The following is a 21,363-nucleotide window of genomic DNA, read 5'->3' on the forward strand; positions in this document are numbered from 1 at the left end:
GCTTGCATCCGGCTCGGCGGCCGACCGATAATGGGGAGCGGGCGAATCGCGGCGATCGCTCCCTTGGAATCGAACCCGCCGCAACCACAACGCGGAAGGATTGGCCACGCGGAAACTTTAGGGACCCGACGCATGACACCCAAACGACCGCTTCGCTACGAATCACTCGAAGGCCGACGACTGCTTGCTGGGGATCTCATTTCCACGCCTGTTTTTGCGACCGATTCGATCGATGTCGAACATCGCACGCATCCGTTGATAGCGGCGGAGGCGGTGGAATCGTCCGCAATCCTGGTCCCCCGCGATGCATCGATCGACGGGTTGATTCACGAAGCAGATGGCCGCGTGGTGGTCGTCGACAGTTCCCATCGCTCGGGCTTTGCCAGCCAGCTGTGGATCTTTGACCGCGACGCCAACGGATCGTTGGGACCCGCCCGGGATGTCGTCGACCCAGGCTTTCATGTCGATCGGATGTTGATCTCCGGCAACCAAGCGATCCTGTTCGGAACGCAATGGTCGTGGAATCAGGGAGTCGGAGCTTCCCACGCATCCCCAGACGACCAACCGCAAACGTTGGTGGCAACGATCGATCTGCCCACGGCAGACGCTGCCGCTGGCCCGGCGATCCACCAAACCGTTCCCGGCATTCTGAAGGAACTGCATCACAACGAACAGCAATTGATCTTGGTGACACAAACGTTTGCATCGGCCAGCGAAATGGCATCCTCGCTACCAGCCCACGAAACGGTGTACACGTTCGCCATCACCGCCATGGGGCTAGCCGCGGTCGCCCTGCAACAGATCGAACCGGGCAACCTCCGCGTGCGTGGAAACCGACTGTTCAACCTGACGACGCGCACCGATTCTCCACGAGCCGTGCTCGGACCGGATGCCTCTCCGCACAACGCGGTTACGCAATTTGCGATCGACAGCCAATCGATCGATCCGGTGGCGCAGATCGAAATTGGCAGTGGTTGGATCGGTAGCTTTGAAATCACCAGCGACCAAACGGCCACGGTCATCCGATCCAAGCAAACCGGGGGTGCGGCGATCATCACGGCTGTCGACATCTTGGATCTGTCGGGGGACACGGTTCGGTTATTCGATTCGTTATCGGTTGCCAACTTTGCGGGCTATGTGATCGCCGCCCAGCCCGACGTGGTTTTGCTGTACGATCCCGCCATGCCCGATGGGTTGGTCGTGGTCGACACCCAACCGCAGCAGCTCAAAGCGGACGACCGCGTTCGCCGTATCAAAATCGATTCCAATCTGACGCTCCATCCCGAAGGAGTGCGATTGTCGAACGATCGCGTTGTGATTCTGGCAACCCGTCCACAGCACGCCGACCCGATCGACCGCTTGCGCGACCTGTCCCTCGATGGCCGGCAACCTGCCCAGGCGATGCTGCTGACGATCTCCTTGCAGCAAGCGAGCTTGGTGGCAATCAGCCCGTTGGGCAACGTCCACCAACGACCGATTCACCCGATGCTGCGATTGATCGACAAAGCGACGCGGCGCATCGGCCTGCTGATCGACCACCAAGATGCCGCCGATGCCCAAAGTGCGGGATTCCTGTATGGCCAGATCGATGAGGAAGGAAAATTTGCCGTCGAGGGGATCGTTCCCGACCTGCAAACTCAAGACGAAATCGATGTCGACGCTTCACGCCTACTGGCTCGCAGCGATGGAAGACTGATTCAGCACCGCTGGGACCAGCCCGATCAACCGACGCGACTTGTTCCCCTGGCAACCTCCAAGGGGGCAGATGGCGAACGGGACCAATGACCCGCAAACGGCCCCAACGGGTGCGCCGGCATACGGCTCCACGAACGTAACGAGCAGTGCTGCCGAGGGCTCCTGAAAGGCTAGGGCGCGACCTGATCGATCTTCGCCGCCAGGATGAAATCGTTTTCGCTCAGCCCGCCGATCGCGTGGGTGCTCAGTTCGATGTTGACCTTTCGGTAGCCGATCAGGTGGACGTCGGGATGGTGCCCGTCCTCCTCCGCCACTTCCGCCACGCGGTTCAGGAACTCCATCCCCTGCACAAAGTGCTTCACATTCCACTGCTTGCGAATCCATTTCCCGTCGTCGGACAACTGCCAGCCCGGAAGATTCTGCAGCTGCTCCTGGGCTTCGGCCGCCGAACAAGGGTCCACTCCCCCCTCGCACGGCTTACATTTTTTCTTCGCCAATTGATCCATTGAACTGATATCCATCGAGAGAACCTTTCGATTGTGAGAAATGAACCGACCTATCTCTCACTGTATGGCGATCCGGAAAGCCTTGGCAAGGATCTCGGCACGAGATTCGCTGATGATTCAGGTCGGCTTGAAATCCGCATGCCAAATTGACACTTTCCGCCGTTGCGCTACAATTTTGTTCTTCGATGGACAGTTCGACCAAGCATCGAATTTCTAAAACGCATGTTCTCAGAGGCGGCATCGGCTGCCTCGATCACACCAAACTGGAGTAGTAGTTATGGCTGGAAACGTAGCCGAATTCACCGATCAAAATTTCGACACCGAAGTGCTCCAGTCGGATGCGCCTGTTCTGGTCGATTTCTGGGCGCCCTGGTGCGGTCCCTGCCGTCAGATCGCGCCGATGATCGAAGAACTGGCTGGTGAAAACCCCGATCTGAAAATCGGTAAGGTCAACATCGACGAAAACCCCGGCGCTGCACAGAAGTACGGCGTCAGCAGCATCCCAACCATCTTGGTCTTCAAGAATGGTGAGATCTCCGAAAGCTTCGTCGGCGTTCGCCCGAAGGGTTCGCTGCAAGCGGCACTGGATACCGCCAAGGCGTAACGCCTGCGGAATCGATCGCTGAGCGGGAAGGTGCCCCGAGCGACAGGATTGTGATCCCACGGAGAGAGACGGCCGCAGGCTGCTTTCTTCCGTGGCGTCACCGATTAGACTGTCCTCTGCTCACCTTGGGCCTTCGATTCCCTCCTGCACAGGTGTATCCGACTGTGACCTCCCACCCCGCCTTCCCCTCCCTCCGTTTGTTTCGCTCCGCACCGTTCTCTGCCGCGCTGCTTATTGCGATTCTCGCCCTCGTCTGCCTGCCCAATTTCTCCGCGGCACAGGACAACCCCGCCGATAAACTGATCTTTGATGGTCGGTTGCTGTTGCCTGCTGGAACGCTGGAGATCGACCAACCGTTGGAGATCGATCTGTCGAAGACCGGTCCGCTGCATATCGTTGGCCAAGGTCATTCGCGGATCGTGATGAATGGCCCCGGCCCCGCAATCCGGATCACGGGGACGCTCAAAGGAACCGCCGATCCGAAAACGATCAAGCCGCAGGTCTTTGAAAAAGAGAACGCACCGCTGATCGCCGGTTTCGAAATCATCGGCAATCACCCCGAAGCCGACGGGATCGAACTGGTCGGTGTGATGCAGCCAACGATCCGCGATCTGACGATTCGCAAATCGCGGCACGCGATCCGATTGACCTCGCGGAACCGCAATCTGATCGTCAGCGATTGCCACCTGTATGAAAACAGCGGCGCCGGGGTCTACTTCGACCACCTCAGTTTGCACCAAGCCAACATCGTCGGTTCGCACATCAGTTACAACGCTGCGGGAGGGGTCGTGATCCGCGGCGGCGATGTCCGCAACGTCCACATCTCCGGCTGTGACATCGAAGCGAACATGGGGACTCCCGACGCTCCGGCGGCCGCCAACGTGCTGCTGGATTCCGAAGAGGGAAGCATCGGCGAGGTGGCGATCACCGGCTGCACAATCCAACACACCCACCACGCCAAGGATTCGGCCAACATCTGGATCGACTTACAAAGCAACCGGCAGAAGTTCACCGAAGAACTGCGGCACGGTAACGTCACGATCTCCGGCAACATCCTGTCCGACGTCCAGCACAATATCTACGTCCAGAACACCCGCGGCGTGGCGATCACCGGCAACACGATCTGGAAGGGATACGACCGCAACATCCTGCTGAAAAAATGCGAGGCGATCGTCGTCTCGGGGAACACCTTCGACCGCAACCCGCGATACGGTTACGGCGATGGCGGCGACGCCAAACTTGGAATCCGGCTGACCCAATGCAGCGGATGCCTGCTGGTCGCCAACGCGATCAATGGCGTGGGCGATGTCGACGGAGCGATCGAACTGCACCGCTGCAGCCAGATCGTCGTCAGCCAATCGACGATCCGCGGCTTCCCGAAATCAGGGGTCCTGTTGGACGATTGCGTCCAATCGATCGTCAACAACTGTATCGTCACCGAAGAAAATGCAGCCGCCGAAGCGATTCGCCAGATGGGGGGCGAGGGGAATCGGATCGCGGAAAACACGATCGTCGAGACCCCCTGAAATCCCCAACAGGGTTATCCAGTGTTTTAATCTTAGGTATCAGCCGAAGCGCAAACATTTATTAGCCCTGATTCCCCAACACCCCAAGTTGTCGGTCTTTCGAGGGTGTGCGACAATGCGTTCAGAAGGGACCTTCTGAATTCGAGATATTGCAAGCAGCGAGGAGCCGCGAGTGGAGATTTGGCCAGCGATTGATTTGCGTGGTGGCAAATGCGTTCGTTTGAAACAGGGTGATTACGCCCGCGAGACCGTCTTCAGCGACGAGCCGGCCACGATGGCGCGGCAGTGGGTCAGCCGAGGCGCCCAGTTCCTGCACTTGGTCGATCTGGACGCCGCTCGCGGCGCACCGATCCCCGAAAACCGACAAGCGATCGCCGACATCCTGCACGCTGTCGATGTTCCCTGCCAATTGGGCGGCGGCGTTCGCGATGACGCGGCGATCGATGACCTGTTTGGTCTCGGACTGTCGCGTCTGATCGTCGGCAGTGCGGCGCTGAAGCAGCCCGATTGGTTCGCGCGGATGTGCGATCGCTATCCCAAACGGCTAGCCGCCGGAATCGATGCCCGCGACGGCATGGTCGCTACCGATGGCTGGTTGGAAACAAGCCAACGATCGGCTGTCGATCTGGCGAAGGATCTTCGCAGCAAGACCGAAAACATCGCGGCGATCATCTACACCGACATCGCCAAAGACGGCATGCTTTCGGGGCCCAACCTGGAAGCGCTGGCAGAGATGCGGGCCGCGACCGACATCCCCGTGATCGCCAGCGGTGGCGTGACAACGGTTGAAGACGTTCGGCAACTGACGGCGCAAAACACGTACGCCTGCATCATCGGCCGCGCCCTCTACGATGGCTGCTTGGATCTGCCGGCGGCTCTGGCCGCTGTTACGGAAGTTCTGCAAGCATCCGGCGGCGACTCTTCAAACGCCTAACGTTGCGTTAACACTCCAGGTTCGCGAGACCGCTCCGGCGGTCGCGTACCAAACGCACTTCGCAAAACATCGGGAAACAGCCACGGTTTTCATTTCGGAAACCGTGGCGGCATCTAACATCTCGATGAACCAACGCATCGGCGACGTCTATAAAAAAGAAAAGGCGGCACGCCTTAGATGACGTGCCGCGCTTTGCAGACTCAAAGGGTATGAGCCCAGGCGGGAAAGATAAGGGCGGGAATGCAATCAGGTAGATTGCACCGTAGTGAGGTGGGATTCGAACAAAGGTGGGATGGTTAACTGGCGATGCGACCAGAACAATCGCATCTCGGGAGGGTGTGATTCAAACATTGGCAGCTGATGGAACAAGCGATCAAACCGATTACTTCAACGGCCCTTCTAATTCAAAATCGACAGCGTTCTCGCCATCGCTGACCTCAGCGGTCAGGCCCGACATCTTGGAACTGCTGTATTTCGTCGGAACCAAAAGCTTTGGATCCGAGGCGGGATCTTCGGGCGACCCGGTGGCCAGTTCGATCGCGGAGATCGTCACGGCATGCCAGCCGACAACCGCTCCATCTTCGGGCTCGTAGGTCTTCAGGCTATAGCTGCCATCGGGCTGGATCTCTCCCGTCGCAGGCGGTCCACCGCCGCTAGGGATAAACATCACCGTCCCAGTTGTCACCGGGGCCCCCTTGTAGACAACTTTCCCTTTTACCGGTGCCGTGGCAACCCGCTTTTCAGCAGGCCCACAGCCGACGATGCACAGCAGAGCGATCGCGGCACCGCTTGTGGCAAATCGAACCCGCGAGGATCGGCCGGCGAAATAGTTTATGGACTTCATTGGATAGCTTCCAAACTCTTAAAGACGGGTAAACGAGAAACTACTCGAACGAAACAACTTCACCACGAGCTCGGGTCGCCATGGCGTCCAACACGACGTAGTCCATCGTTTCGGTCAAGAAACGCACACTGCCATCGCTCAGCGAGAACTGGGCACCACCAGGATGTGCACTGCGATAAGGCGTCACGTTCGTTGACGTCGTCCCTTCGAAGTTGATCGGATACTGGAGGTTCTTGTTGTCCATCTGCAGGTATCCTCCCGACGAATAGGAATAATAGCCCCAAGTCCAAGGCAGAATCCCACCCCAGCTATTCAGCATCGCATCGGTCCAGCCCTGGCGGTCGGAGCATTCGCCCACCAAGATCGTCGAACTCGTTCCGTCGGTAATGTGAGCGAATTTGACCTTGCTCTTCGGATAGATAACACCCGAGGTGCTGTAATCTTGGCTCGATGTCGTGGTATTGACCATGTCGTAATTCACCGACCCGGCGTTGGCGTTGTAGTGCAACGTCCCTTGGTCGATGCTACCAATTTGACTTGCGGATTTCGCAGTGCCGCCCAACGGCGAAGAAGGACAGGCGAAGCTCGGCATCGGATCGGTGAAAATTTGATTGTCACCATAGTGCGGAGCCGTCGTGAATCGATACGGTTGCATGGTGACCAACGCGTCGGGAGACAATCCATCCATCGCGTCGATACGGTTCCCCTCTTCGATAAAATCGAAGATCCGGGCGGGCCAACCAATCCTGTACCCGGTGACATCCAAACCACCCGGCGGAAACTTCAAATACACATCGTGATAGTTGTGCATGGCCAAACCAAGCTGCTTCATATTGTTGCTGCACTGCATCCGGCGAGCGGCTTCGCGAGCGGCTTGAACCGCCGGCAACAGTAGACCGACAAGGATGCCGATAATCGCAATCACGACTAACAATTCGACAAGGGTGAACGCACTTCGTTTTTTGAGAGGTCTCAAGGCTGATGTTCCAGAAATCAAGGCTAGGAAGATGGAAAGTGAATGTAGGTAGGAAGCTTCGCTCGGCACTAAAAACAAGCTGAACGGCGAGCGAGACTGTTGCTCCGTTAAAGCGATTGGCGTGCCAAATTTCTCCCACGCATTCGCTCATCCCTCCTCCCGCTGCCCTCATAATCCATCGCCTGACGAGGAACGGGGCACCATTTTCCCCAGCAAACTTCCTAGCGACAGCATCCGCCCACCTTATGTTTCATCACGAAAACTGGGAGTTTTGTGGAAAATCCTCGCCGAAACGCCAGAAACCGCCCCGACCAACAAAAGAAAACCGCACCAGAGGAGTGCCTCGCGGAAGTGCAAGGCAAGGCATTGTTGCCTAACTTCACAGCACGATAAGCGAGCGTTGCCGGACAAAGAGGCCCAGCAAAGAGGCGGTGAAGTGCTTGAAACCCAAACGAGTATCGCACTGTTTCCCTACCTAATTTGAGCGGGAACAGTGCGATGACCGTGGCAGGAAACAGGGAGCATCCCCCCTGCGTTCTAAAACAAAATCATTTGGATCTACGGGGTCGTGACCACCTCGCCTCGCGCCCGCGTTGCCATCGCGTCCAACACCAGCATGTTCATCGTTTCGGTCAAGAAACGCGTGCTGCCATCGCAGAACGAGAATTGAGCACCGCCGGGATGCGCACTGCGATAGGCGGTCGCGTTGGTGGTCGTTGTCCCCTCAAAGTTGATGGGATATTGCAGGTTCTTGTTATCCAACTGCAAGAAGCCCGCTCCGGCACCGTAGTAGTAATAACCCCAGGTCCAAGGCTGAATACCACCCCAACTGGCCAACATTGAATCGGTCCAGCCTTGGCGGTCGGAGCATTCGCCAACCAAAATCGTCGAACTCGTCCCATCGATAATGTGGGCGAACTTGGTTTTGCTGGTCGGGTAGATCACGCCCGACGTGCTGTAGTCGCGGCTGCTGGTTGCGACGTTGACCATGTCGTAATTCACCGAACCAGCGTTGGCTCGATAGTGCAACGTGCCGTGCTGAAGCCCCACATAAGACGATGCGTTCACCGTATCTCCAAGCGGCGAAGAAGGACAGGCGAAGCTCGGCATGGGATCGGTAAAAATCGGATCGCCCCCGTTGTGAGGTGCCGTTGTATAGCGGTAGGGCGCAAGTGTCACTAACGCGTCAGCTGACATTCCGTCCATCGCATCCAAACGATTCCCCTCTTCGATAAAAGGGAAGATCCGACCGGGCCAACCGATCCGATAGCTGCTGACCTCCAATCCGCCCGGCGGAAATTTGAGATAGACGTCGTGGTAGTTGTGCATCGACAAGCCGAGCTGCTTGAGATTGTTGCTGCACTGCATCCGGCGAGCCGCTTCTCGAGCCGCTTGAACCGCCGGCAACAGCAGACCGACGAGGATGCCAATGATCGCAATCACGACCAACAATTCGACGAGCGTAAAGGCGCGTTGTTTCTTTGATGTGAACAAGGTAGGGATTCCCAATGGTGAGTAGGAACGAAAGGGGAAGAGAATTAGCGGAGCAAACCAAAGGTGCGACAAGGAACAGGACGCTCCTTCGCAACCATGATCGCTCCCCCCAACAAGCGATTGACGTGCCAAATCCCTAGCCGCCACCTGGCAAAACGTCGGGCGGGGAGTGATCGCCTAATAACCGTTGCAACCCTAACAGCCCCTCAGCGACACCACCGCCCCCCTTTGGGAAGATTCGCCGACCATAAAGCCAGCGAATTCAATGCAAAACTTTTTCGAAATAGGGATCCAACCTTGCGAGTTTTCCCCTTGGAAATCACAGCAAAATGCCTTCCATCGTGGCGACCTCACCGGCGCACTTGCTCAACATCGTGGCACTCGCGATTCGCTTTTTTGATAGCAGACGTGCTGTTTCAGAAGCCTGAGTAGAACTGCTGTGCAGCTGTGCGAATACTTTGATTTCCGGGCAGGAATAGTAACGCGAGCCGCTGTTAACTTGCCGCTCTCCCACGCGGGCACTTAACATGATCGTGTTCGCCGCCAGCACCTCCTCCAAGACCAACATCAGGCCCTTCACTCAACGCCCTGCGGGGCGCGACATCGATCAACCGCCACCTGGACCTTCCGTACCGAAATCTAATTGATATGACCAACGACACAACGGCTTCGCCCCTTCGGTTTCGAGGCAATTTAAGACTCCTGGTACTCGCAATCGCTGCGGCGCGCATTGCCGGGCTACTGCTCTTGGTCGGTTCCGTCATGCTGCAAATCGCCGCCGCCGAACAGCCGGCCGCGAAGATTGAACCGCTGGGACAAGCGCACGCGCATAACGATTACCTGCACGACCGGCCGCTGCTGGACGCGCTGGATCATGGCTTCTGTAGCGTCGAAGCCGACGTGTTTCTTGTCGATGGCGAACTGCTGGTAGCTCATTCGCGATCGGAGTTGTCGCCCGAACGAACGCTCAAGCGACTCTACCTCGATCCCCTCCGCGAACGAGTGCAGCGAGGCGGCGGACGGGTCTACCTGGGCGGTCCCGTCGTCACGCTGTTGATCGATTTTAAAGCCGACGGTGCCGCGACCTACGCGGCGTTAGACAACCTGCTGAGCCAATATCCCGACGTCTTCTCCGTCGTTCGCAACGGCCAGCGAATCGAAAATGCGGTGAACGTTGTGATCAGTGGCGATCGCCCTTTTGCAGCGGTCGCGTCGGACGAAGAACGCTTCGCAGGTCTCGATGGCCGATTGAGCGACTTGGACAGCGACATGCCCACTCACCTGATGCCGATGATCAGCGACCGCTGGGGCAAACATTTTAAATGGCGTGGCGAAGGGGAGATGAGCGGCGAAGAACAAGCCAAGTTGGCAGCGATCGTCGCGAAGGCGCACGCCAAAGGCCGAGTGCTGCGTTTCTGGGCGATCCCCGATAACCCGCGCAGCTGGCGAGCGATGCAAGCCGCCGGCGTCGACCTGATCAACACCGACGACCTGCAAGGCCTAAGCCAAATGTTGCAGGAATGATTCGAAGAAACGGATCAGCAGCTTCTTCCTTCATCCAATACGACCATCGAATCACAGCTTAAACAGGGTGCGCAGGAGAACGGTTGAATTCTGGAGTGGCAGAATGATTAAGCGCGGAACATCATCCTGCCACCCATCATCCTGCCACCCATCATCCTGCCACCCATCATCCTGCCACCCATCATCCTGCCACCCATCATCCTGCCACCCATCATCCTGACGCTCATCATCCTGCAAAAGTAAACGTGCCTGGCCGCATCGCAAACTTGAGACAACCTCAAGCGATGAGGCGGTTCGCTGGAAAGCGGAGCGCGGCCGCAGCGGCGACGCGCTTCCGGGAGATACCGACTCTGAGAAACCTACGAGAACACTCGGTCGGTACCGGATGTTTCAAGAGCCTCCTATTTTTTCCGGCGAGCTGCCGAAGCCAAAGGATTGCGTGGACGTCGCCGTTTTTTGGTAGGGCGTGGGATGATTCCGGTGGTGCTTCGCTGCAGGCGTTTGACAATGGTGTCGATACGAGCCATCCAAGATCGGGCGTGAGGTGAGGAGCGGTAGAACATCGGGAATTGCCGGAGGATTGATTTTGAACCACGACGACGCCCAAAACCAGCACCTTTAAGAAACACTGCCCCCAGGAATGGCCCCGTGATCATGAGAAGCCAGCTGAGCAAATTGGACGCCTCGGAGTTGGCTTTCAGCAAACACCAGAACTTAGATGCAACGCCGCGACGTTTCCTGTACTCCCGATTTCCCGGAAGCCCCGACGTCCGCAGGCCGCGGCACCGAGCAATCGATTGCCAGAGTGATCGGGGCCGAAATGAGGTGCGAAGCAACGGAGTGAGCACCGGGGCGCGGTTCGAACGGTGGGTGCTTAGGTGTTATCGCGCAGCGGTCGTTATGGGCATAATTGCCGTCCTGCCCCCCTACCCCCTGCATGACGCACCTCGACCAATCGCGACGGATCCACGATGGCACACACACAAGAAGACCGCTGGGCGATGATGCTGATGGGACCCGCCTTGGTCCTTCTCACACTCCCCGTGCTGTGGCAAAACGAAACGCGATTCGACTATTATCGTGCCGCTGCAGCGACCCAGGCTGTCGATTCACTGGATGATGTCGCGGCCGGAACGCTGATCTCCTTGACCGGCCCGATGGAGTCGGGATCCGCAATCCCAGGGGAATACGTCGAAGCGTTCCCTGGCTTCCTAACGGTCAATCGCGAGGCGGAGATCTACAGCTGGTATCAGCCAGATTTCAGCCGGAACACGCATTACCAAATGAAATGGAAGTCGAGCGTCCAGAACAGCGCCGACAACGCCGGAGTCAAACAGGAATGCAAATCCAAGAGCTTCTACCGGGCGGAGTACCAAGTTGGCGAACTACCGATCCAAACCTCGTTGATCGAATTCTTCGACGTTTACGACACGATCGCTCCGAAAACTCTCCGGCTTAAACCAACCGGAATGCAGCTGCACCTAAAGCCTGGGAGTGAGTACTTTCACCTGACTAAAAAGGCTAGCGATGGACTGGGGGATGAACGGGTGCGCTACACAGGAATTCCCGTGCCACGTGTCGCAACCTACTTCGGCAAATACGAATCGGGGCACGGCGTCGCCGATCAATCGCATCATCGGACAGGCATTGTCTATCAGATGATTCAGGACTCGGGCAATCTCCACTGCATCGTGGCGGGAGAGCGACCGGCCGCGTTGGCGACGATCAATTCGCACATGAGACAGTTGAAGTGGATCGTACGGGGGCTTGGGACCGCAGCGATTATCATGGGGTTCGCCATCTTATTTTCAAGCATCACCGGATTCATGTACCATCTTCCCCTGATCGGTCCGCTTGCCGGATGGGGTTCGTTTCTTGCCGCGGTGATCATCGGACTGACGGTCGCAATAGTCAACATCGCCGCCGCCTACCTGGTCGCCCACCCGCTGCTGTTAGCGATCATCGCGACCGGAATCGTGGCGACAATTTATCTGATGAGAAAGCGTGGCAAGGCATCCCAACAGACGCTCCGTCGCGACCTGATTCAGCGTTATGGCCACTCGCTGGGAACCGATGAATTGAAGGAACTCGAGTTCTTAGAGTTAGCTCAGATGGCGATGTCGGATGCTCAACTGGACGACAACGAAACGAAGATCCTTCAGAAGTGGGCCAAGAAGCATCGCTGGGATCAAGCGAAGTACGACGCGATGATTGCCCGAGCTCGAAGCGAGCGAGCGTCGCTCGATTCGGTCCCGGCCGACGATGAACACTTGCGAAACGTTGTCCGCCTAGCGATGGCCGATGGCACACTGACCGGATATGAGATCCGCACGATCCGCGCTGTCAGCAAACGGCTTGGATTCGACGACACGACAATCCGCGAGATGATCGATCGCGTGCGACGCGATATCGCCCGCAATCGAGCGGAGGCGCAAAGTCATCCGGCGCAGTGACCGAACTGCTCCTCCCAGGAGTCCGTAAGCAATCGAGACCTCGCAACATAGTTTGGCAGAATGATCGGGGCAGAATGATGTTTCGCGCCCTCATCATCCTGCCACTCATCATCCTGCCACTCATCATCCTGCCACTCATCATCCTGCCACTCATCATCCTGCCACTCATCATCCTGCCACTCATCATCCTGCCACTCATCATCCTGCCACTCATCATCCTGCAAACGGATGCCGGCGACGTACTCAACAAACGACACTCCCCGAAGAGATGGGATCGCTAGTGGGCGGCGAGTGTTAAGCGATAGATCCAGTCAGCAGTCCCTCGGGCTTCGTGGCGGAACATGGCGATGTCCAATCCATCGGCGTGAGGCGTCAGGAAATAAGGGACAATTTTGCTGGGCAGCAGCGAACTCAGGTCGTCCCACTTCCCCGTCTTCAAATCGTCCCAGGTCTTGAAGCGAATGAATTTGTTTTCGTCGCAATCTTCGTTACCCGCATACGCTGGACAGAAGTAGCTGGTCGCGTACCAATGCCCCTGATAATAGTCGACGTCATTGAGCACCAAGCCGGTGGTTAGCCAACTGCCGGCGACGGCGTTCTTTTTTTTGCCGAAGCTGGTGTGGATCTGGAAGGCTTGTTTTTCAAAGTCGGTCACTTCGACCACCACGCCATGGCTCGAACCGATCACATACAACGTCCCGTTTGCGATCGTCAACGCACGGGAATAGCCCAACTGTTTCGAGAGATCCAACACCGCGACGTCCCCGCCGCTCCCTTTAAACCGAAACACCTCGCTGCTGTTGGGATTCAGAGCATACATCCAACCGGTTGCATCGTCGAACACGATGTCGTGGGGGCGTTGCAGTTTGATCCCGGCCAGCGAAGTCGCAAAAGTGTCCCATGTGTCGCCCGCCGGATCTGCAAACGTGATCAGCCGATGGTTGCCCGTATCGGTTGCGTAAAACAGCTTTTCGACAGGATTAAAAACAACGCTGTGCGCATCGACCAAAATATCGATCGGGGATCGAATCAGCGGCGACTGAGCATCGGTCCGATAGAACAGCCGATCGCTGCTGGTCACGATCTCCGTCTCGCCACGACGAGCAATATGAGTACAAGCCGGCAGCGACCCGCTCTGAGGCACGTACCTTTGAATCGAGACGCCATCCAACACACTCCCCTGCTCATCCGCCTGAACAGAAAAGCAAAGAGAGCCGAGTAGCCCCAGGGCAACGATCGTTTGAGAGATATTCATAGGTGGGAAAACGATTCACAAGGACCAAGAGTCACATCAGCCAGAAAACGTACAGATCGACATCATACCGCATAGCCAAGGCCTCACAAAAACGTTGAAAGCGAAGAGGTGAGGCAAATCAATTTTTGTGTCCGCGCAGATCAGCATCCACGCCTGCGCGACTCGCGACCAGTACAATTGCGTGGCGCAAATCATCTCGACAGGTCGCCAAACGTCGCCCGCCGCTCCTAGTCGATGCTAATCAGGGGGCGCGACTGAACCGCGAGCGATCGGGAGTTATGAGAGGATGAACAAGCATCGAGATCCAAACGACGGCTGACTAGTGTCCGCACAAGGTCGCAACACCGCATGGTGCCCACTTTTCGTCGCGCAGCGATTCGTTGCAAGGCCAAACAGCTCCAGTCGCGCCGTGGCAGTTCGAAAGCTGATGGGAACATTGATTTTATTGCGCCGCCGTGCTCGGTATGATATTCAAATCGGGTAACCCAATCGATTGCGTTCGAGACGGAACCGCCCAAAGAAAGATGCGATGCACCAGAGTTGCGTTGACAGGCTTTCGGAAATGGTGGATCGAGCACCGCGATCTGGCGACTGCACACATTCTGCAAGAATAATCCGATCGAACAACTGCGAGATAATTCGATGATCCGATACCTCTGCGAATCCTCCAAGACCGTTTCACTGACGGTCCTTGCCGCCATGGGCACAATGTCACTTGTCGCCAGCGGCCAGCAAATTTCACTAGATGCCCCGTCCGCCAAAGTGCCAGCGTTTCCGGGGGCGGAAGGTTATGGCTCCGTGACCACGGGAGGGCGTGCGGGCCAAGTGATCGCTGTAACGAATCTGAACGACTCAGGTCCTGGCAGCCTGCGAGCCGCGGTGGAAGCCAAGGGACCACGCACCGTTGTTTTCGGGGTCTCTGGAACCATCGATCTGAGAAGCAGGCTGACCATCCGCAACCCGTACATCACGATTGCTGGACAAACGGCACCGGGCGACGGGATTGCAATCAAGAGGCACCCTCTGACGATTGACGCCGATGAAGTCATCCTACGCTATCTAAGGCTTCGCCTGGGCGACGAGACGGGAGACGACGTGGACGCACTCTCAAGCAGGTACCACAAGAACATCATAGTAGATCATGTTTCCGCCAGTTGGAGTGTCGACGAAACGCTATCGATTTATCATTGTGAAAACGTAACCGTTCAATGGAGCTTGATCTCCGAGAGCCTCTACAAGTCCGTCCACGCGAAAGGTTCTCACGGGTTTGGTGGCATATGGGGATCCAACTACAGCACGTACCATCACAACCTTCTCGCCCATCACTCCAGTCGCAACCCGCGATTTGCGTCCGGCTGCGGGCACACCGACTACCGAAACAACGTCATTTACAACTGGGGAAGCAACAGCGCCTACGGCGGCGAAAAGCAACAACAAGGCAATCCAAAATTCAACGTTACGATCATCAACATGGTAGGCAACTACTACAAGCCAGGACCTGCCACGGGGTCCGGTGCGATTGGGTACCGGATTATCAACCCATCGTCCCGCGATGGCGTCAACGATTTCGGTCAATGGTACGTGGCGGAGAACTACATGCACGGCGACGCGGTGGTTTCCCACGATAACTGGGCGGGTGGAGTCCAGCCCCAAGGCGGCGAACAGCACATTGGGTTATTGAAGCTCGACACTCCATGGAATGCGATGCCCATCCGCGAGCACACTGCACAAGAAGCTTTTCCTCTTGTCCTGCAGCACGCAGGTGCTTCCTTGCCCAAACGCGACTCAATCGACGCGCGTATTGTCGAGGAAGTGCGCACCGGCACGGCCCACTTCGGTGAGACCTACGAAGGTGGTGGCAAAGGCATCATCGACTCACAAAGTGCCGTGGGAGGTTGGCCAAATCTGGAATCGGAAGCCGCACGACCAGACGCCGATGGTGATGGGATGCCGGACGCATGGGAACGTGGCCACGGCCTCGATCCAGACGATGTTACGGATGGAGCCAAGGACGGGGACAAAGATGGTTACACGAACCTCGAAGAATACCTCAACGGAACCAACCCGGCCGTGTTCGTGGACTACACAAACACGGAGAACAACATCAACACGCTAAACGCGGGCTCTGTCGGTCGCCAGGAACTGCAGAAGGAATCGGTGAACCCAAGGTAGATCGCCCATCGTTATTTCAATGCAGTTTCCTTCGTTTCCATTTTTTTTCGTCCGCCAAACGTTTCTCCGTTGCGTTGCCCCAGCGACCTTGATCGCTGGCGGAAACACCCTCAAAATGGGCACGCGGCCCCGATGAACAAGCCGGCAACGATCAGCCCTACTGCAGTATCGATGTTGCCAATGGATCCTTTACGTCAGGTATCACAATGGACGACGAGAAACAAGAATCGAAGCAGCCGAACCAATTGTTTTGGGGATTGTTTATCGCGGCGATGGGGATTTTTGGTGCCTACAATCTGTATAAAGCACTGCAGTCATTCGGCATGATTGAGTAGCCCCAAGCCGCCGGTTGCAGCACCAGCCAAGGAACGACGCGCCGAATCGCTTCCACAAAACGGCGATGCTGGTGCTGGCAGTTTTTTCGCGGTGAGGGATGCTTGCTCCTCTTTGCATTGCCCGACGCTGCCTTTAACGAACGCTCACATCATCAGTTCGAGCCGGATCGCAGCAAGTCGGCCAGCCCGTCTCTCTTCCTCGGGCGCGACCAGGTTCCCTCCATCGGTTTTGCCTGTATGTTTTGGGATCTGCTTCTTGATTTCAAATCCCCTCCCAAAACAATCTGAATAGCGCGACCTTATGGCGATACAGTTGATCGTGACCCATCCGGGCGGAGCCCACAAAGACGACTTCCTTGCTTGCAGCCTGCTGGCGCATCTGCACGGTGTCCCGATCCAACGCCGCGAGCCGACGGAGGAGGATTTGGCCGACAGCACGATCTGCGTCGTCGATGTCGGCGAGGTGCACGATCCCGAACAAAACAACTTCGACCACCACCGGTTCCCGCGCGATGCGCCGCCGCTGTGCGCCCTCTCGCTGGTGCTGCAGAACATGGGACTCTACGACGACGCCCTCTCGTTCTGCGCCTGGCTGCGCCCTGCGGAATGGCTCGATACGCTGGGACCAAACGAAGCGGCCAAGCTGATGGGAATTCCACGCGCGGCGTTGGGAGCGCTCAACTCGCCGCTGGACATCACGCTGCTGAACCGCTTTGCCAGCCAAACCGAACTGCGGCCCGACAGCCCGGTCTACCAGGTGATGTGCATGGTCGGGGAGGATATCGTCAACTACTTGCAGTCGCTGCGGCAACGGTTGGACTACCTGAAAGAGCACGCTCAGTACTGGACGGTCGAAAGCGATGGCGAATCGATCCAAGCCCTCTTCCTTGCAAAGAGCGACACGCTTGCCAACGACCCGTCGTTTGGAGTCTACGCGTTCATCGAGAGCGAAGGAAAACAGGACGCGATCCAGGCGATGGTAACTCCCGACCGTCGTGGCGAAGGATACGGCCTGTCGCGATACAACGACAGCCAGCGTTTGGACTTTTCGCAAATTGAAACCCACGAAGAAGTTCGCTTCGCTCACAAACGTGGCTTCGTCGCAAAAGTCACCACCAACGATCCGACGCGGCTGAAGGAACTTTTGAAAGACGCGATCGTGAAAAGCGAAGCGATGTAGGCGTCACCTGTACTCACACCCTGGCTCGGTATTGGTCTGCTCAGTGCCGCAGGCACGACAAGTGACGACTCGCAAATCGGCGCAGACATCATTTCCGAGTAGGCCCCCCGCCCTCCACGTCCAGCAGGCGATTTTACACCATCCGCAAACATGCTCTGCCTCGGTTTTGTGGTCTCGAGGACTGGCAGAATGACGGGGGCAGAATAATGTTTTTCCCGCAATATCATCCTGCCAAAGTCATTCCGAACGCAAATTAATTACGTCGGTTCACTTTCCTGCCAGGCCAGCCTTCACTTTCATGGCGGCAAAGATCGCATCGGCAATCGCCTGCATCCCTTTGTCGCCCGGATGGGCTGCGACGCCGGCGTGCTGGAAATCCTGCTCCGCACTCGCTTGATACGACTCGTCATTGCCTAGTGCAGAAATGTCGACGAACGTCGCCCCGGCATCTGAGCTCACCTGGCGCATAATGCCATCCTTGACCGGACTCGGCCAGAACGAACTGCGCACGAAGATCACCGGATCGCCAGCCTGCTGAAGGGTTGCGAGCAACTGCCCGAACGCTGCCGCAAACGCAGCTTTGGCGGCATCGCTGGCCGGAGCGGTCACATTTTCCCCGATCGCTACGACGACAAGGTCCGCCTTGAACTTCAGCTCTTCCTCGAGTCCTGTTTCGATCTCGAACGTGTCGTACTCGCGTTCAAACGAAGCGAGGTTGCGAACCTTGATCTCCGGCTGCGAACCACTCGCCTTGGCAATGTCTGCGGTCAATAAATGAACGTAGTCTTTCTCCGCAGCACTGGCAGCCATTCCCCAGTTGCCGGTCCAGCCGATCTTGGGAGCGGGTCGGTGCAGGGTGATGCTGTTACCAAGGTACAACACCCTGCCCACCGGCAACGAACCAACCGTTGGCTTCACAACATCCGAATCAGCTGCGTCCGCGACAGGGCCAACGACAACAGCGAAAGTAAGTAAGACGAGCGAGCAAAGATATTTCATGGTGAGATCCTGAGCAGAGACAGAGCGAGAGGGTATCGCGGAACCGCTTCTTCGAATCCCACGACGCCCCCAGTCTCGTAGACCGGATTGCCGAAGTCAATTTGCCCGGCAAAAGCAAACAGCAGCCGTGCAAAGCCCATCAGCCATTGGGTCGCCGCGACGGTGTCCATAGTGCTGTTTGAAATAAAGGCATTGCCCTCGCAGGCACTTGCTGTCTGGCATCCGTTTCGGCGGACTCGCGATCCGATCGCCATCCCAGCATTTTGCTTTTTGCCAAACCGAGACGTTGCAAAAGCTGCTGCTTTGTAAAAATGCCAGACGACAGGTCCAGGCATTTTATTGTGGCAACAACTGGATCGCGTCGACGATCACATGGCCGTCAGTTCCCTTGTTGCCGATCTCGATGGTGGCGTCGCCCGCGGGAAATTCAAACTCGCCGACGGAAGTGAAGGATCCGTGCGGGGGAGCTTTCCTTTGGTTGCAGGTGGCTGAGTGGGTTTTCCCACCTGCACGAATCGTGATCGGGACATTGGTCGCTCGATTGGCGTTTGCGGTATATGCGATTCGCACGTCATAGCTGCCTGGTGTTTTGATCTTCACCGGAAAGCGAATGCTCTGATGTCCCTTGTCGTTGTCGCCGTCATGACGATAGCCGGTTCCAACAAACGGACCAACAACTTGGCTGATTGCGTCAAAGCCGGTGCGAGCAGCCGCTTCATCGTCGACGACGATTCCCTTTAACGTCTTGGGATCAATCGATGCCGCCGACTTCTTTACTGGCCCCGTCCACGTTAGCACTTGGCTGTCGTCCAGTAGTTTCTGTCGCAGCGCGTCGTAGTCGATCGCTTGCACGGCGCGATCGGTCCCAATCGCTTGCATCGCGGCCGTGGCCGACGACTGGCCCAGAACCATAAAGACAGGTTCCATGCGGATGGAGCCAAAGGCGATGTGCGATGCGCTCAAGCAAACCGGAACGAGCAGGTTTTCGCATTGCTCCGCTTTCGGAGTCAACGCGCCATACGAGATCTCATAAGGCGAGAAGCCTCCGACTTCGACATCGCCTTCGTTGCGGACGTGTCCGTTGGCATCGACATACCGTTGGGTGTTGTGGGAATCCATCGTGTAGGCGGCCAATCCGATGGAGTCGTCGACCGTCTGGCGTCCTTGGCAGTGATGTTGCGTCATCACGGTAGAACCCACCATCCGCCGGGCTTCGCGAATATACAGCTGCTGTTGCCAACCATCGGCGCGCTCGAACTCATCCCGGCACATGCCCCATCGCGCAACTTCGTTGCGAATGTGATCGGGCACACGGGGGTGATTGGCTAGCGTCCACATCAATCCCTGTTGATAGGTGCGGTGGCGTGCGACAATCGATTCCCGCTGGTCATAGCTCGCCTCGGCATAGTCGTAGTTCTGGCCGATAAAATCGGTCGAGAAGGCGGTTCGGTTGTTGGTATCGGTTTTACGATTGGGCATGCTGGAATTGATCCAAGGCATCCCCTTCTCGCCCGCTTCGAAATTGCGTAGCAGCAATTCGAAGACGAGCGGGTTATAGCCGTCGGGTTTCGCAAACGGGATACGATTTTCCGGGTGATCTGTCAGGCACATCCGAAAACAGAAAGCTTGTGCGCGGGCGTCGCCGCTCCCCTCTTCGCCGGGGCCGTCGGCATCGATGCCTGGCAACAAGCCGCTGGACTTGTCCCCTGGGACCACAAACGGATCGACTCCCGGCACAAATTGATGGTACTTCGCATGCCGTGTCTGGACGCCGTTGAGCGTTTCGTCATAGACCGCATTCGCTTCACGGCCGACGGTGAACGAGACGCCAGCGGCGGCCAACAGGTCTCCTTCATAAGTAGCATCGATGAACATCCGGCCTCGATAACTCGGGCCCCCTTCCATCGCGATTGCCACGATCCGTCCGTTCTCAAGCGTCACGCCGCGGGCACGATGACCGGCATCTGCCAACGGGGTCCGATCCAGTCGCTGTTCAAAGACGACGGGGATCTCGTACTCGCGAACCAGATCGCGCATGATCGCCAGCGCCGCCGAGGGCTCGAAGGTCCACATGGTTGCTTCAGCGGAACTCGTACGCGTTTGTCCGCTGTCTCGATAGGAGGTCGGTTTTTGCCATTTCCAAGCCTCGGGTCGATCGTAATAGGCGCGCACTCGTTGATAGAACTCCCGCGCGATGCCGCCGATCGCGGCTTTGTTGCCGATGTCGGTCTGCCCCAGTCCGCCGGTCGTCAAACCGCCGATCCTGCGACTCGGTTCGATCACGATGACCGATCCTCCCATCCGCCGCACCTGCACCGCCGCAGCGATCCCCGCCGACGAACCGCCATAGATCACAACGTCGTACGATTTCTCCTCCGGCTCCGCGGCGGAGGTCGATGGAAACGGAAGACTCATCAGGGCAAAAACAGCAAGTAGCGGCAGTAAGCGACGGCGATTCATGGGGGATCCTGAACGGGGAACTATCGAGCGTTGTTATATAGATATTAATCTATCGCGACGCCATTGTTCATCAGGCGAGGTGCAGGACGATTCCGTTTTTCAAACGGAGTTATCAGCCGCCACGCGTTGGCGGCTTGTCGGTTTAATCAGCCGTTTGGGCGTTAGCCCCGGTTCCGCTGCCACGAACCCGGGGCTAACGCCCAAACGGCTAATGCAAGGAAGCTCGTTATGATTAAACCGACAAGCCGCTAGAGTCCGGTTGCCCAAGGGAACCGGACTCTGGAGCGTGGCGGTTGATTCGTTTAAACTCAAATACGGGATTTGCCTTCAGGCAAAGTCCGAGACACGGCGGCGGTTTCCGATTCGGGGCTAACGAGATGTGTTTGCGTCGCGGCCGCTGGGGTGA

Annotated in this window: 19 protein-coding genes; 10 read left to right on the forward strand and 9 right to left on the reverse strand. The window is 57.2% G+C overall.

All coding sequences use genetic code 11. From position 1 onward, the window contains the following. Positions 1-132: 132 nt before the first annotated feature. The gene (locus Poly24_RS23215) at positions 133-1,785 is read left to right on the forward strand and encodes a hypothetical protein (RefSeq protein WP_145101345.1); all 1,653 of its coding nucleotides are present in this window, start codon (positions 133-135) and stop codon (positions 1,783-1,785) included. Positions 1,786-1,865: 80 nt separating this feature from the next. Here the strand turns inward: Poly24_RS23215 and Poly24_RS23220 are convergent, their stop codons facing one another. Next, a complete protein-coding gene (locus Poly24_RS23220) occupies positions 1,866-2,216 on the reverse strand; it encodes a 4a-hydroxytetrahydrobiopterin dehydratase (RefSeq protein WP_145101347.1) in 351 nt (116 codons plus the stop codon). Between the two features lie 262 nt (positions 2,217-2,478). Between Poly24_RS23220 and trxA the strand changes: the two genes are divergently transcribed. The 3 genes from trxA to hisA all read left to right on the forward strand — a co-directional run bounded on the left by trxA (position 2,479) and on the right by hisA (position 5,265). Next, positions 2,479-2,805: a thioredoxin gene (gene trxA, locus Poly24_RS23225; RefSeq protein WP_145101349.1), complete on the forward strand. Its 327-nt coding sequence runs from the start codon at positions 2,479-2,481 to the stop codon at positions 2,803-2,805. A 164-nt stretch (positions 2,806-2,969) separates the two neighbouring features. Further along, the gene (locus tag Poly24_RS23230) at positions 2,970-4,331 is read left to right on the forward strand and encodes a right-handed parallel beta-helix repeat-containing protein (RefSeq protein WP_145101351.1); all 1,362 of its coding nucleotides are present in this window, start codon (positions 2,970-2,972) and stop codon (positions 4,329-4,331) included. 172 nt (positions 4,332-4,503) lie between these two features. Further along, entirely contained in the window at positions 4,504-5,265 is a 762-nt protein-coding gene (gene hisA / locus Poly24_RS23235) for a 1-(5-phosphoribosyl)-5-[(5-phosphoribosylamino)methylideneamino]imidazole-4-carboxamide isomerase (RefSeq protein WP_145101353.1), read from the forward strand. A 382-nt stretch (positions 5,266-5,647) separates the two neighbouring features. Here the strand turns inward: hisA and Poly24_RS23240 are convergent, their stop codons facing one another. The 4 genes from Poly24_RS23240 to Poly24_RS23255 form a co-directional block, all read right to left on the reverse strand. Beyond that, complete coding sequence (locus Poly24_RS23240; protein ID WP_145101355.1) at positions 5,648-6,109, reverse strand: hypothetical protein; 462 nt, start codon at positions 6,107-6,109, stop codon at positions 5,648-5,650. A 40-nt stretch (positions 6,110-6,149) separates the two neighbouring features. Next, the gene (locus Poly24_RS23245; protein WP_145101357.1) at positions 6,150-7,085 is read right to left on the reverse strand and encodes a DUF1559 domain-containing protein; all 936 of its coding nucleotides are present in this window, start codon (positions 7,083-7,085) and stop codon (positions 6,150-6,152) included. Between the two features lie 558 nt (positions 7,086-7,643). Then, positions 7,644-8,579 carry a DUF1559 domain-containing protein gene (locus Poly24_RS23250; RefSeq protein WP_145101359.1) on the reverse strand — a complete coding sequence of 312 codons (936 nt, stop codon included), beginning with the start codon at positions 8,577-8,579 and terminating at the stop codon, positions 7,644-7,646. 319 nt (positions 8,580-8,898) lie between these two features. Beyond that, a complete protein-coding gene (locus Poly24_RS23255) occupies positions 8,899-9,147 on the reverse strand; it encodes a hypothetical protein (RefSeq protein ID WP_145101361.1) in 249 nt (82 codons plus the stop codon). Between the two features lie 194 nt (positions 9,148-9,341). Here Poly24_RS23255 and Poly24_RS23260 point away from each other — a divergent pair, with 194 nt between their 5' ends. The 3 genes from Poly24_RS23260 to Poly24_RS23270 all read left to right on the forward strand — a co-directional run bounded on the left by Poly24_RS23260 (position 9,342) and on the right by Poly24_RS23270 (position 12,837). Continuing rightward, the gene (locus Poly24_RS23260) at positions 9,342-10,103 is read left to right on the forward strand and encodes a phosphatidylinositol-specific phospholipase C/glycerophosphodiester phosphodiesterase family protein (RefSeq protein WP_145101364.1); all 762 of its coding nucleotides are present in this window, start codon (positions 9,342-9,344) and stop codon (positions 10,101-10,103) included. Between the two features lie 971 nt (positions 10,104-11,074). Further along, positions 11,075-12,556 (forward strand): TMEM43 family protein, encoded by a 1,482-nt coding sequence (locus Poly24_RS23265; RefSeq protein WP_145101366.1) that lies wholly within the window; start codon positions 11,075-11,077, stop codon positions 12,554-12,556. A gap of 74 nt (positions 12,557-12,630) precedes the next feature. Next, positions 12,631-12,837 (forward strand): hypothetical protein, encoded by a 207-nt coding sequence (locus Poly24_RS23270; protein ID WP_145101368.1) that lies wholly within the window; start codon positions 12,631-12,633, stop codon positions 12,835-12,837. Here Poly24_RS23270 and Poly24_RS23275 read toward each other — a convergent pair. Next, complete coding sequence (locus tag Poly24_RS23275; RefSeq protein WP_145101370.1) at positions 12,834-13,811, reverse strand: NHL repeat-containing protein; 978 nt, start codon at positions 13,809-13,811, stop codon at positions 12,834-12,836. The genes Poly24_RS23270 and Poly24_RS23275 overlap by 4 nt on opposite strands. 642 nt (positions 13,812-14,453) lie before the next feature. Here Poly24_RS23275 and Poly24_RS23280 point away from each other — a divergent pair. The 3 genes from Poly24_RS23280 to Poly24_RS23285 all read left to right on the forward strand — a co-directional run bounded on the left by Poly24_RS23280 (position 14,454) and on the right by Poly24_RS23285 (position 17,498). Beyond that, complete coding sequence (locus Poly24_RS23280; protein WP_231753307.1) at positions 14,454-15,983, forward strand: pectate lyase family protein; 1,530 nt, start codon at positions 14,454-14,456, stop codon at positions 15,981-15,983. A 206-nt stretch (positions 15,984-16,189) separates the two neighbouring features. Further along, positions 16,190-16,318 (forward strand): hypothetical protein, encoded by a 129-nt coding sequence (locus tag Poly24_RS27695; protein ID WP_261343096.1) that lies wholly within the window; start codon positions 16,190-16,192, stop codon positions 16,316-16,318. Positions 16,319-16,619: 301 nt separating this feature from the next. Beyond that, positions 16,620-17,498, forward strand: coding sequence for an MYG1 family protein (locus tag Poly24_RS23285; protein ID WP_231753308.1), 879 nt, complete (start codon positions 16,620-16,622; stop codon positions 17,496-17,498). Between the two features lie 267 nt (positions 17,499-17,765). Here the strand turns inward: Poly24_RS23285 and Poly24_RS23290 are convergent, their stop codons facing one another. Genes Poly24_RS23290 through Poly24_RS23300 form a run of 3 tightly spaced genes read right to left on the reverse strand, consistent with a single transcriptional unit; the run spans position 17,766 to position 20,912 of the window. Further along, positions 17,766-18,497 carry an SGNH/GDSL hydrolase family protein gene (locus tag Poly24_RS23290; protein ID WP_145101372.1) on the reverse strand — a complete coding sequence of 244 codons (732 nt, stop codon included), beginning with the start codon at positions 18,495-18,497 and terminating at the stop codon, positions 17,766-17,768. Beyond that, complete coding sequence (locus tag Poly24_RS23295) at positions 18,494-18,832, reverse strand: hypothetical protein (protein WP_145101374.1); 339 nt, start codon at positions 18,830-18,832, stop codon at positions 18,494-18,496. Before Poly24_RS23295 ends, Poly24_RS23290 begins: the two co-directional genes overlap by 4 nt. Before the next feature lies 1 nt (position 18,833). Further along, a complete protein-coding gene (locus Poly24_RS23300; protein WP_391556925.1) occupies positions 18,834-20,912 on the reverse strand; it encodes an FAD-dependent oxidoreductase in 2,079 nt (692 codons plus the stop codon). Positions 20,913-21,363: the final 451 nt, after the last annotated feature.

It is taken from the genome of Rosistilla carotiformis, from assembly GCF_007753095.1.
GTDB lineage: Bacteria > Planctomycetota > Planctomycetia > Pirellulales > Pirellulaceae > Rosistilla > Rosistilla carotiformis.